This is a genomic window from Pseudomonas sp. 22526 (assembly GCF_052044735.1).
Lineage (GTDB): Bacteria > Pseudomonadota > Gammaproteobacteria > Pseudomonadales > Pseudomonadaceae > Aquipseudomonas > Aquipseudomonas piscium.
This window is the reverse complement of sequence record NZ_JBQENK010000010.1, coordinates 278,193-290,917: the sequence shown is the minus strand read 5'-3', so window position 1 is coordinate 290,917 and position 12,725 is coordinate 278,193. Positions and strand designations below refer to the sequence as shown.

The window sequence follows — 12,725 nt, the reverse complement described above, 5'->3', positions numbered from 1 at the left end:
GGAATTTAATCTTGACGATGACCTACTCTCACATGGGGAAACCCCACACTACCATCGGCGATGCATCGTTTCACTTCTGAGTTCGGGATGGGATCAGGTGGTTCCAATGCTCTATGGTCGTCAAGAAATTCGGTGTGCCGACTCGTCTTTCGACGCTTCGGCAAATTGGGTATGTAATAGCTTTGTGGTGTTTTGTGAGCGGTGCAAACTTTCGGTTCATTTCGTCTTCACACACCGCAACTCGCTCTTAAGCAAATTGCTTGGGTGTTATATGGTCAAGCCTCACGGGCAATTAGTATTGGTTAGCTCAACGCCTCACAGCGCTTACACACCCAACCTATCAACGTCGTAGTCTTCGACGGCCCTTTAGGGAACTCAAGGTTCCAGTGAGATCTCATCTTGAGGCAAGTTTCCCGCTTAGATGCTTTCAGCGGTTATCTTTTCCGAACATAGCTACCCGGCAATGCCACTGGCGTGACAACCGGAACACCAGAGGTTCGTCCACTCCGGTCCTCTCGTACTAGGAGCAGCCCCTCTCAAATCTCAAACGTCCACGGCAGATAGGGACCGAACTGTCTCACGACGTTCTAAACCCAGCTCGCGTACCACTTTAAATGGCGAACAGCCATACCCTTGGGACCGGCTTCAGCCCCAGGATGTGATGAGCCGACATCGAGGTGCCAAACACCGCCGTCGATATGAACTCTTGGGCGGTATCAGCCTGTTATCCCCGGAGTACCTTTTATCCGTTGAGCGATGGCCCTTCCATACAGAACCACCGGATCACTAAGACCTACTTTCGTACCTGCTCGACGTGTCTGTCTCGCAGTCAAGCGCGCTTTTGCCTTTATACTCTACGACCGATTTCCGACCGGTCTGAGCGCACCTTCGTACTCCTCCGTTACTCTTTAGGAGGAGACCGCCCCAGTCAAACTACCCACCATACACTGTCCTCGATCCGGATAACGGACCTGAGTTAGAACCTCAAAGTTGCCAGGGTGGTATTTCAAGGATGGCTCCACGCGAACTGGCGTCCACGCTTCAAAGCCTCCCACCTATCCTACACAAGCAAATTCAAAGTCCAGTGCAAAGCTATAGTAAAGGTTCACGGGGTCTTTCCGTCTAGCCGCGGATACACTGCATCTTCACAGCGATTTCAATTTCACTGAGTCTCGGGTGGAGACAGCGCCGCCATCGTTACGCCATTCGTGCAGGTCGGAACTTACCCGACAAGGAATTTCGCTACCTTAGGACCGTTATAGTTACGGCCGCCGTTTACCGGGGCTTCGATCAAGAGCTTCGCGTTAGCTAACCCCATCAATTAACCTTCCGGCACCGGGCAGGCGTCACACCCTATACGTCCACTTTCGTGTTTGCAGAGTGCTGTGTTTTTAATAAACAGTCGCAGCGGCCTGGTATCTTCGACCGGCATGGGCTTACGGAGCAAGTCCTTCACCCTCACCGGCGCACCTTCTCCCGAAGTTACGGTGCCATTTTGCCTAGTTCCTTCACCCGAGTTCTCTCAAGCGCCTTGGTATTCTCTACCCAACCACCTGTGTCGGTTTGGGGTACGGTTCCTAGTTATCTGAAGCTTAGAAGCTTTTCTTGGAAGCATGGCATCAACCACTTCGTCACCTAAAAGGTAACTCGTCATCAGCTCTCGGCCTTAGAATCCCGGATTTACCTAAGATTCCAGCCTACCACCTTAAACTTGGACAACCAACGCCAAGCTGGCCTAGCCTTCTCCGTCCCTCCATCGCAATAACTAGAAGTACAGGAATATTAACCTGTTTTCCATCGACTACGCTTTTCAGCCTCGCCTTAGGGACCGACTAACCCTGCGTCGATTAACGTTGCGCAGGAAACCTTGGTCTTTCGGCGTGGGTGTTTTTCACACCCATTGTCGTTACTCATGTCAGCATTCGCACTTCTGATACCTCCAGCAAGCTTCTCAACTCACCTTCACAGGCTTACAGAACGCTCCTCTACCGCATCACTTACGTGATACCCGTAGCTTCGGTGTATGGTTTGAGCCCCGTTACATCTTCCGCGCAGGCCGACTCGACTAGTGAGCTATTACGCTTTCTTTAAAGGGTGGCTGCTTCTAAGCCAACCTCCTAGCTGTCTAAGCCTTCCCACATCGTTTCCCACTTAACCATAACTTTGGGACCTTAGCTGACGGTCTGGGTTGTTTCCCTTTTCACGACGGACGTTAGCACCCGCCGTGTGTCTCCCATGCTCGGCACTTGTAGGTATTCGGAGTTTGCATCGGTTTGGTAAGTCGGGATGACCCCCTAGCCGAAACAGTGCTCTACCCCCTACAGTGATACATGAGGCGCTACCTAAATAGCTTTCGAGGAGAACCAGCTATCTCCGAGCTTGATTAGCCTTTCACTCCGATCCACAGGTCATCCGCTAACTTTTCAACGGTAGTCGGTTCGGTCCTCCAGTCAGTGTTACCTAACCTTCAACCTGCCCATGGATAGATCGCCCGGTTTCGGGTCTATACCCAGCGACTAAACGCCCTATTAAGACTCGCTTTCGCTACGCCTCCCCTATTCGGTTAAGCTCGCCACTGAATATAAGTCGCTGACCCATTATACAAAAGGTACGCAGTCACAGAACAAAGTCTGCTCCCACTGCTTGTACGCATACGGTTTCAGGATCTATTTCACTCCCCTCTCCGGGGTTCTTTTCGCCTTTCCCTCACGGTACTAGTTCACTATCGGTCAGTCAGTAGTATTTAGCCTTGGAGGATGGTCCCCCCATATTCAGACAAAGTTTCTCGTGCTCCGTCCTACTCGATTTCATGACTAAGAGATTTTCGCGTACAGGGCTATCACCCACTATGGCCGCACTTTCCAGAGCGTTCCGCTAATCTCAAAGCCACTTAAGGGCTAGTCCCCGTTCGCTCGCCACTACTAAGGGAATCTCGGTTGATTTCTTTTCCTCAGGGTACTTAGATGTTTCAGTTCCCCTGGTTCGCCTCTTGCACCTATGTATTCAGTACAAGATAACCATCTTATGATGGCTGGGTTCCCCCATTCAGACATCTCCGGATCAAAGTCTGTTTGCCGACTCCCCGAAGCTTTTCGCAGGCTACCACGTCTTTCATCGCCTCTGACTGCCAAGGCATCCACCGTATGCGCTTCTTCACTTGACCATATAACCCCAAGCAATCTGGTTATACTATGAAGACGACATTCGCCGAAAATTCGCAATGCTCATGAGAGCAACTCACAAATTTTACCTTAGCCTGAATAAACACCAGTGAAAGTGCCATTCAGTCTATCTTTCTATCACATACCCAAATTTTTAAAGAACGATTCTGATAAAGATCAGAAATCAACATTCATCGCCGTTCTGGCGGAATGCTCATTTCTAAGCTTTAAACGATGGAGACCAATCTGTAATGGTGGAGCCAAGCGGGATCGAACCGCTGACCTCCTGCGTGCAAGGCAGGCGCTCTCCCAGCTGAGCTATGGCCCCGTATCGCTACAGGGTGCACCAGTAATTGGTGGGTCTGGGCAGATTCGAACTGCCGACCTCACCCTTATCAGGGGTGCGCTCTAACCAACTGAGCTACAGACCCAATCGTCTTCTTCAATGAATCAAGCAATTCGTGTGGGAGCTTATGAAGCAGCTGATGTCGTCGATTAAGGAGGTGATCCAGCCGCAGGTTCCCCTACGGCTACCTTGTTACGACTTCACCCCAGTCATGAATCACACCGTGGTAACCGTCCTCCCGAAGGTTAGACTAGCTACTTCTGGTGCAACCCACTCCCATGGTGTGACGGGCGGTGTGTACAAGGCCCGGGAACGTATTCACCGCGACATTCTGATTCGCGATTACTAGCGATTCCGACTTCACGCAGTCGAGTTGCAGACTGCGATCCGGACTACGATCGGTTTTATGGGATTAGCTCCACCTCGCGGCTTGGCAACCCTCTGTACCGACCATTGTAGCACGTGTGTAGCCCAGGCCGTAAGGGCCATGATGACTTGACGTCATCCCCACCTTCCTCCGGTTTGTCACCGGCAGTCTCCTTAGAGTGCCCACCATAACGTGCTGGTAACTAAGGACAAGGGTTGCGCTCGTTACGGGACTTAACCCAACATCTCACGACACGAGCTGACGACAGCCATGCAGCACCTGTCTCAATGTTCCCGAAGGCACCAATCCATCTCTGGAAAGTTCATTGGATGTCAAGGCCTGGTAAGGTTCTTCGCGTTGCTTCGAATTAAACCACATGCTCCACCGCTTGTGCGGGCCCCCGTCAATTCATTTGAGTTTTAACCTTGCGGCCGTACTCCCCAGGCGGTCAACTTAATGCGTTAGCTGCGCCACTAAGAGCTCAAGGCTCCCAACGGCTAGTTGACATCGTTTACGGCGTGGACTACCAGGGTATCTAATCCTGTTTGCTCCCCACGCTTTCGCACCTCAGTGTCAGTATCAGTCCAGGTGGTCGCCTTCGCCACTGGTGTTCCTTCCTATATCTACGCATTTCACCGCTACACAGGAAATTCCACCACCCTCTACCATACTCTAGCTCGCCAGTTTTGGATGCAGTTCCCAGGTTGAGCCCGGGGATTTCACATCCAACTTAACGAACCACCTACGCGCGCTTTACGCCCAGTAATTCCGATTAACGCTTGCACCCTCTGTATTACCGCGGCTGCTGGCACAGAGTTAGCCGGTGCTTATTCTGTCGGTAACGTCAAAATACTCACGTATTAGGTAAGTACCCTTCCTCCCAACTTAAAGTGCTTTACAATCCGAAGACCTTCTTCACACACGCGGCATGGCTGGATCAGGCTTTCGCCCATTGTCCAATATTCCCCACTGCTGCCTCCCGTAGGAGTCTGGACCGTGTCTCAGTTCCAGTGTGACTGATCATCCTCTCAGACCAGTTACGGATCGTCGCCTTGGTGAGCCATTACCTCACCAACTAGCTAATCCGACCTAGGCTCATCTGATAGCGCAAGGCCCGAAGGTCCCCTGCTTTCTCCCGTAGGACGTATGCGGTATTAGCGTCCGTTTCCGAACGTTATCCCCCACTACCAGGCAGATTCCTAGGCATTACTCACCCGTCCGCCGCTCTCAAGAGAAGCAAGCTTCTCTCTACCGCTCGACTTGCATGTGTTAGGCCTGCCGCCAGCGTTCAATCTGAGCCATGATCAAACTCTTCAGTTCAAACATCTTTGGGTTTTGAGAAAACCCTAAACTTGGCTCAGCAATCGTTGGTTACATCTTTGATTTCTCGCGGAGTAACTTGTGATGCTGATAATCTTTCTGACTATCAGTCTGACTCCACAAGCACCCACACGAATTGCTTGATTCAGTTGTTAAAGAGCGGTTGGTTAAGTCTTTCGTCTCAACCGAGGCGCGCATTCTACAGCAGCCTCTGTATCTGTCAAGCGGTTATTTTAAGAAGTTTTCAAAGTTTCCTTTGCAACTTCAACCACTTGCGCTTCCGATCTCTCGTCAGCGGGAGGCGAATTCTACAGCGTTACACGCTGCTGTCAACACCTCTTTTTCTCCGCTTTCGACCGAGAAGATCGAACCGTCAATCCGGCGAAAACACACTGCCGAACCGACTCCTTCGGGCCTCGATGAACTGAAGCGTGACCGCTGTCGAAAACTGCATAACTCGTTGAATATCAAGGAGTTTTCCGTTTCGACTGCGCCGGAAGTGGGGCGAATTATAGACCTGTAGAATCTGCCGTCAACCCCTAATTTGCTTTTACTATGAATAAACCTGAAAACACCCCAAAAGGGGTGTTTTCAGGCCCCGTATATAGAAGGGGACAGTTGCTCTCTATATAGAAGAGCGCATTCACAGCACCCCCGAGGCTCGCAAGGCATCCACGGACTCCAGCTCAAGCCCCAGCACCCGCTGCAGAACCTGGGCGGTATGCTCTCCTAATAGAGGAGGAGCATGACGGTACTCGACCGGCGTTTCGGAGAGACGGATCGGACTCGCCACCTGAGGCACCAGCCCGGCCAACGCATGGGGCAGCTCGATCGCCAGCCCGCGCGCCTTGACCTGCGGATCCTCGAACATCTGCGCCAGGTCATTGATAGGGCCGCAAGGCACTCCCGCCTGCTCCAACTGGGTGACCCACTCAGCAGTGGTCTTGAACACAGTGGCCTGACGAATCAGTGGGATCAGCACCGCCCGATTGGCAACCCGCAGCTTATTAGTCGCAAAGCGTGGATCGTCCGCCCACTGCGGCTGACCCGCCACCTCGGCAAACTTGCGGAACTGCCCATCATTCCCCACGGTAAGGATGAAATCGCCATCCGCCGTAGGAAAGTCCTGATAAGGCACAATATTCGGGTGAGCATTACCCAAGCGCTTGGGAGCGACTCCAGTGGTCAGGTAATTCATCGCCTGGTTGGCCAGACACGCAACCTGCACATCCAGCAGCGCCATATCGATGTGCTGCCCGCCACCGCTGTGCTGCCGATGCGCCAGTGCGGCAAGAATCGCCACCGTCGAATACAGCCCCGTCAGGATATCCGTCAACGCCACCCCGACCTTCACCGGCCCGGCGCCTTCGTCGCCCTCGGGACGTCCGGTCAGGCTCATCAGTCCGCCTAGTCCCTGGATCATGAAGTCGTAGCCGGCACGCTTGGCATAAGGCCCGGTCTGGCCAAAGCCGGTAATGGAGCAATAGATCAGGTCAGGGTTGAGCGCCTTCAGCGACTGGTAGTCCAACCCATAGGCCGCCAAACCGCCAACCTTGAAGTTCTCGATCAGAATGTCGGACTTGGCCGCCAGCTCGCGCACCAGGCGCTGACCTTCCGGTCGAGTGAAGTCGATGGTCACCGATTGCTTGTTGCGGTTGGCCGACAGGTAATAGGCAGCCTCCGTGGTGTTCTCGCCATAAGCGTCCTTGAGGAAAGGCGGCCCCCAGGCGCGCGTATCGTCACCATTGCCCGGACGCTCGACCTTGATCACCTCGGCCCCCAGGTCCGCCAGGATCTGGCCGGCCCAAGGCCCGGCCAGCACTCGCGACAAGTCCAGCACCCGCAAATGAGATAACGCGCCCATGGTCGTTCTCCTATTTAGTAGAACGCCTGGATGCCGGTCTGCGCGCGCCCCAGGATCAGCGCATGGACGTCATGGGTCCCTTCGTAGGTGTTCACCACTTCCAGGTTGACCAGGTGACGGGCGATACCGAACTCGTCAGAGATACCGTTACCACCCAGCATGTCGCGGGCCATGCGAGCGATATCCAGCGACTTGCCGCAGGAGTTGCGCTTCATGATCGAGGTGATTTCAACCGCCGCCGTGCCTTCATCCTTCATCCGGCCCAGACGCAGGCAGCCTTGGAGGGCGAGGGTGATCTCGGTCTGCATGTCCGCCAGTTTTTTCTGGATCAGCTGGGTAGCCGCCAGCGGGCGACCGAATTGCTGACGGTCCAGGGTGTATTGGCGAGCGGTGTGCCAGCAGAACTCAGCCGCACCCAGAGCGCCCCAGGAAATGCCGTAGCGGGCAGAGTTCAGGCAGGTGAACGGACCTTTCAGGCCACGCACGTCCGGGAAGATGTTCTCTTCCGGCACAAAGACGTTGTCCATGACGATTTCGCCGGTGATGGAAGCGCGCAGGCCGACCTTGCCGTGAATCGCCGGAGCACTCAGACCTTTCCAGCCTTTCTCCAGTACGAAGCCGCGGATATCGCCAGCATCGTCCTTGGCCCACACCACGAACACATCGGCAATCGGGCTGTTGGTGATCCACATCTTGCTGCCGGTCAGGCTGTAACCGCCGTCCACCTTACGAGCACGGGTAATCATCGCGCCCGGATCGGAGCCATGATTAGGCTCGGTCAGGCCGAAGCAGCCGATCCACTCGCCAGAGGCCAGCTTCGGCAGATACTTCTGCTTCTGGGCTTCGGTACCAAACTCGTTGATCGGCACCATCACCAGGGAGGACTGCACGCTCATCATCGAGCGGTAACCGGAGTCCACACGCTCCACTTCACGGGCAATCAGGCCGTAGCAGACATAGTTCAGACCGCTGCCACCGTACTGCTCGGGGATGGTGGCACCCAGCAGGCCGACTTCGCCCATTTCGCGGAAGATCGCCGGGTCGGTCTTTTCATGACGGAAAGCTTCGAGCACACGCGGCGCCAGCTTGCCTTGAGCGAATTGCTCGGCACTGTCGCGCACCATGCGCTCTTCTTCAGTGAGCTGTTGATCCAGCAGAAGGGGATCGATCCAGTTGAAGCTTGCTTTACCGCCCATGAGTGAGTCCTCGTGAAGTAGGTCAACGTTCGTGGGTTGATCCTAGGCCGGCTTTGCGGGCGCGGCAAACGAGGATTTTGCATACTGTTGTGCTAATTTCTCACTCCGTAACAGCCGAAAGCGGCTTTTAGCGATTCCATTAGTGAGATTGCCGTACATGCGCAGAAAGATCCCCAGCACCGCCGCCCTGATCAGCTTCGAAGCTGCCGCACGTCACGAGAGCTTTACCAAGGCGGCGCAGGAGCTTTCGCTGACGCAAGGTGCAATTTGCCGACAGATCGCCAGCCTGGAAGAGTTTCTCGGGGTCGAGCTGTTCCGCCGATCCCGACGCGGCGTCAAGCTGACCGAGGCGGGGCTCTCCTATAGCCGCCGTGTGGCCACCCAATTGGACGCGGTGGAACGCGACACGCTTTCCGTCATGGGCCAGCAGGGCGCCAACGTCATCGAGCTGGCGGTGGTCCCGACCTTTGGCACCCAATGGCTGTTGCCCCGCCTCAAGGATTTTCAGCAGCGACACCCGGAAGTCACGGTCAACCTGACCAACCGCACCCGGCCTTTCCTGTTCGCCGATACCGACTTCGACGCCGCGATTTACTTTGGCGATGCCGACTGGTCGGGCACCCAATCCCATCGCCTGATGGGAGAAAACCCGATGCCGGTGTGCAGCCCCGCAACCCTGGGCAGCCGCACCCGGCTAAGCGCCGAGGAAATCGCCGAGTTGCCGCTGCTGCAGCAGACCACGCGCCCTTATGCCTGGCGGCAATGGTTCAACTCACAGCACCTGAATATCCCGCGAGACATGACAGGCCCGCGTTACGAACTATTCTCCATGCTGGCGCAGGCCGCCATGCACGACATGGGTATCGCTCTGATCCCGCCATTCCTTATTCAACGGGAGCTGAGGGAAAAGCGCCTGGTGATCGCCAACCCCGAAGCACTGGCGAGCATCAAGGCGTATTACCTGATGATTCCCGAGCGCAAGGTGGAATCAGCGTCTTTACGGGCTTTTCGCGATTGGCTGGTGGAGCAGGCACAGAGCTACAGCCTTGAGAAATAGCAGGGCAGGGCGATAAATTGACTTCGTAGTCAAATAAAATAGAGCACTACAGATATAACTAAATGTCGCATTAAGACAGACTGTATCGATAGGCGGAACAACCGTCCTATAAGCGCCTAACCACGCGGCTTGTAGGGCTTTTTGAGGGTCATGAACGCTCATTCACATGAGCAATGTGAAAATTGTTTTATTTTCCGTCGAAATCCTTACAAGGCACGGCTTACAAGGGATTGAGCCCTACCCTTGCGACATTCGGTCACGGGGTGACTTGTAGTTAATTTTCCGTCACCCCTCATAATCCCTTGAAGGGCGTAATGTTCGCCTGCAAAATGCCGCGCCCCGCCTTGATTCTGGCGGGATCGTGCTGATCGGCCGCCCCAGCTGCACCATCCGTAGTGCGCTGGCCTTCTAAAAAAGATCGAAAGCAATAAGATCACGCAGGAGATTTGACGTGCACATTGGTGTTCCTCTCGAGACCCAAACGGGTGAAACACGGGTTGCTGCAACCCCGGAAACCATCAAGAAACTGATCGGCCAGGGTCATAAAGTCACTGTGCAGAGTGGCGCCGGCATCAATGCCAGTGTTGTCGACAGTGCCTATGAAGCGGCAGGTGCAACCATTGGCAGCGCCAACGATGCATTCGGCGCGGAGCTGATTCTCAAGGTCGTGGCTCCCAGCGACAGCGAGCTGACCCTGATCAAGAGCGGCACCGTCCTGGTGGGCATGCTCAATCCGTTCAGCAATGAAACCATTGCCAAGATGGCCGAATGCGGCATTACCGCCTTTGCCCTGGAAGCAGCGCCACGTACCTCGCGGGCCCAGAGCCTGGATGTGCTGTCCTCGCAAGCCAACATCGCCGGTTACAAGGCAGTGTTGCTGGCTGCCCACTATTACCCGCGCTTCATGCCGATGCTGATGACCGCCGCGGGCACCGTGAAAGCCGCTCGCGTGCTGATTCTCGGTGCCGGGGTTGCCGGTCTGCAGGCCATCGCTACCGCCAAGCGCCTGGGCGCCGTGATCGAGGCCTCGGACGTGCGTCCGGCGGTCAAGGAACAGATCGAATCCCTGGGGGCCAAGTTCGTCGACGTGCCTTACGAGACCGATGAAGAGCGCGAATGCGCCGTCGGTGTCGGTGGCTACGCGCGCCCGATGCCTGCCAGCTGGATGCAGCGCCAGGCCCAGGCCGTGCACGAGCGCGCCAAGCAGGCCGACATCGTGATCACCACCGCCCTGATTCCAGGCCGCAAGGCGCCAGTACTGCTGAGCGCCGAAACCGTGGCCCAGATGAAGCCAGGCTCGGTGGTCATCGACCTTGCCGCAGCCCAGGGCGGCAACTGCCCGCTGACCGTGGCGGATCAGGTGGTCGTCGAGAATGGCGTGACCATTGTCGGCCCGACCAACCTGGCCGGTGCTGTCGCTGCCGACGCCTCGGCGCTGTACGCCCGCAACCTGCTGGACTTCCTGAAGCTCGTCTTCACCAAAGAAGGTCAGTTCGAGGTCAACCTAGAAGACGACATCGTCGCCGCGTGCCTGATGTGCCGCGACGGCCAAGTCATCCGTAAAAACGCCTAAGCAGGGATTCAGACGATGGAAGAGCTTATCTCCCCCGGTATCTACAACCTGATCATCTTCGTGCTGGCGATTTATGTCGGTTACCACGTGGTCTGGAACGTTACACCCGCACTGCACACGCCGCTGATGGCGGTAACCAACGCCATTTCGGCGATCGTGATCGTCGGCGCCATGCTGGCCGCCGCCCTGACCGTGACGCCGCTGGGCAAGATCATGGGCACGCTGGCCGTGGCCCTGGCCGCAGTCAATGTGTTCGGTGGCTTCCTGGTAACCCGCCGCATGCTTGAGATGTTCAAGAAAAAAGCCCCGAAAGCCGTAAAAGAAGAGGCGCCCCAGTAATGAGCATGAATCTGGTAACGACGCTCTACCTGATCGCGTCGATCTGCTTTATCCAGGCCCTCAAAGGCCTGTCGCACCCGACCTCCTCGCGGCGCGGCAACCTGTTCGGCATGCTCGGCATGGCCCTGGCGATCGTCACCACCGTCGGCCTGGTGTTCAAGCTCGGCGCACTCTCTTTAGAACAAGGCGGGGCGACCGTTGGCATCGGCTACGTGATCGTCGGCCTGCTGATCGGCGGCACCGCCGGTTCGATCATGGCCAAGCGCGTGGAAATGACCAAGATGCCGGAGCTGGTGGCCTTCATGCACAGCATGATCGGTCTGGCGGCGGTGTTCATTGCCATCGCTGCCGTGGTCGAGCCGCAGTCCCTGGGCATCGTCAAGCAGCTGGGGGACTCGATTCCGGCCGGTAACCGCCTGGAGCTGTTCCTCGGCGCAGCCATCGGTGCCATCACCTTCTCCGGTTCGGTGATCGCCTTCGGCAAGCTGTCGGGCAAGTACAAGTTCCGCCTGTTCCAGGGCGCACCGGTACAGTTCGGCGGCCAACACAAGTTGAACCTGATTCTCGGCCTGGCGACCCTGGGCCTGGGCGTGACCTTCATGTTCACCGGCAACCTCAGCGCCTTCGCTCTGATGCTGGTCCTGGCCTTCGTGCTGGGCGTGCTGATCATCATCCCGATCGGCGGCGCCGATATGCCGGTGGTGGTGTCGATGCTCAACAGCTACTCGGGCTGGGCAGCGGCGGGCATCGGCTTCTCGCTGAACAACTCGATGCTGATCATCGCCGGCTCCCTGGTGGGTTCGTCCGGTGCGATCCTGTCGTACATCATGTGCAAGGCGATGAACCGTTCGTTCTTCAACGTACTGCTTGGCGGCTTCGGCAACACTGCCGACGCTGGTGGCCCGGCGGGCGCGCAAGAGGCCCGTCCGGTGAAGTCCGGCTCGGCCGACGACGCGACCTTCCTGCTGACCAACGCCGATACCGTGATCATCGTTCCGGGTTACGGCCTGGCAGTCGCGCGGGCCCAGCACGCGCTGAAGGAGCTGACCGAGAAACTGGTACACCGTGGCGTGACCGTGAAATACGCGATCCACCCGGTAGCGGGGCGCATGCCCGGCCACATGAACGTACTGCTGGCCGAGGCCGAAGTGCCGTACGACCAGGTGTTCGAGATGGAAGACATCAACTCCGAGTTCGGCCAGGCCGACGTGGTGCTGGTGCTCGGTGCCAACGACGTGGTCAACCCGGCGGCGAAGAACGATCCGAAATCGCCGATCGCCGGCATGCCGATTCTCGAAGCATTCAAGGCCAAGACCGTCATCGTCAACAAGCGTTCGATGGCCAGCGGCTATGCCGGCCTGGACAACGAACTGTTCTACCTGGACAAGACCATGATGGTGTTCGGCGACGCCAAGAAAGTCATCGAAGACATGGTCAAAGCCGTCGAGTAAAACCTGCTCCAGCGCAACACCCAAGACCTCAGCCTTTAGTAGGCTGGGGTT

The 12,725-nt window shown here is 56.4% G+C and carries 6 protein-coding genes, 2 tRNA genes and 3 rRNA genes; 4 read left to right on the top strand and 7 right to left on the bottom strand.

Annotated features, from left to right (window positions below; all coding sequences use genetic code 11):
- Positions 1-9 precede the first annotated feature (9 nt).
- The 7 genes from rrf to ACTJKT_RS17815 form a co-directional block, all read right to left on the bottom strand.
- Positions 10-125, bottom strand: a 5S ribosomal RNA gene (gene rrf, locus ACTJKT_RS17845).
- Positions 126-271: 146 nt separating this feature from the next.
- Positions 272-3,163 (bottom strand): 23S ribosomal RNA (locus ACTJKT_RS17840).
- A gap of 250 nt (positions 3,164-3,413) precedes the next feature.
- Positions 3,414-3,489 (bottom strand) — tRNA-Ala (locus tag ACTJKT_RS17835).
- A 26-nt stretch (positions 3,490-3,515) separates the two neighbouring features.
- Positions 3,516-3,592, bottom strand: a tRNA-Ile gene (locus ACTJKT_RS17830).
- 65 nt (positions 3,593-3,657) lie between these two features.
- Positions 3,658-5,194: ribosomal RNA gene (locus ACTJKT_RS17825) — 16S ribosomal RNA — on the bottom strand.
- Together the 16S, 23S and 5S rRNA genes with 2 tRNA genes alongside form the textbook arrangement of a ribosomal RNA operon.
- A 643-nt stretch (positions 5,195-5,837) precedes the next feature.
- Positions 5,838-7,058 carry a CaiB/BaiF CoA transferase family protein gene (locus ACTJKT_RS17820; protein WP_016703894.1) on the bottom strand — a complete coding sequence of 407 codons (1,221 nt, stop codon included), beginning with the start codon at positions 7,056-7,058 and terminating at the stop codon, positions 5,838-5,840.
- Positions 7,059-7,072: 14 nt separating this feature from the next.
- Positions 7,073-8,254 (bottom strand): acyl-CoA dehydrogenase, encoded by a 1,182-nt coding sequence (locus ACTJKT_RS17815; protein ID WP_025806792.1) that lies wholly within the window; start codon positions 8,252-8,254, stop codon positions 7,073-7,075.
- A 157-nt stretch (positions 8,255-8,411) separates the two neighbouring features.
- Here ACTJKT_RS17815 and ACTJKT_RS17810 point away from each other — a divergent pair, with 157 nt between their 5' ends.
- The 4 genes from ACTJKT_RS17810 to ACTJKT_RS17795 all read left to right on the top strand — a co-directional run bounded on the left by ACTJKT_RS17810 (position 8,412) and on the right by ACTJKT_RS17795 (position 12,674).
- Complete coding sequence (locus tag ACTJKT_RS17810) at positions 8,412-9,311, top strand: LysR family transcriptional regulator (protein WP_097306300.1); 900 nt, start codon at positions 8,412-8,414, stop codon at positions 9,309-9,311.
- A gap of 451 nt (positions 9,312-9,762) precedes the next feature.
- A complete protein-coding gene (locus tag ACTJKT_RS17805; protein WP_440787984.1) occupies positions 9,763-10,884 on the top strand; it encodes a Re/Si-specific NAD(P)(+) transhydrogenase subunit alpha in 1,122 nt (373 codons plus the stop codon).
- Positions 10,885-10,899: 15 nt separating this feature from the next.
- Positions 10,900-11,223, top strand: coding sequence for an NAD(P) transhydrogenase subunit alpha (locus ACTJKT_RS17800; protein WP_440787983.1), 324 nt, complete (start codon positions 10,900-10,902; stop codon positions 11,221-11,223).
- Positions 11,223-12,674: an NAD(P)(+) transhydrogenase (Re/Si-specific) subunit beta gene (locus ACTJKT_RS17795; protein ID WP_440787982.1), complete on the top strand. Its 1,452-nt coding sequence runs from the start codon at positions 11,223-11,225 to the stop codon at positions 12,672-12,674. Before ACTJKT_RS17800 ends, ACTJKT_RS17795 begins: the two co-directional genes overlap by 1 nt.
- The last annotated feature ends 51 nt before the right edge of the window (positions 12,675-12,725 follow it).

Excerpts from the sequence above, each read along its gene's own strand:
- ACTJKT_RS17820 (WP_016703894.1), bottom strand. The coding sequence starts at position 7,058 with ATGGGCGCGTTATCTCATTTGCGGGTGCTGGACTTGTCGCGAGTGCTG.
- ACTJKT_RS17815 (WP_025806792.1), bottom strand. The coding sequence starts at position 8,254 with ATGGGCGGTAAAGCAAGCTTCAACTGGATCGATCCCCTTCTGCTGGAT.
- ACTJKT_RS17810 (WP_097306300.1), top strand. The coding sequence starts at position 8,412 with ATGCGCAGAAAGATCCCCAGCACCGCCGCCCTGATCAGCTTCGAAGCT.
- ACTJKT_RS17800 (WP_440787983.1), top strand. The coding sequence starts at position 10,900 with ATGGAAGAGCTTATCTCCCCCGGTATCTACAACCTGATCATCTTCGTG.
- ACTJKT_RS17795 (WP_440787982.1), top strand. The coding sequence starts at position 11,223 with ATGAGCATGAATCTGGTAACGACGCTCTACCTGATCGCGTCGATCTGC.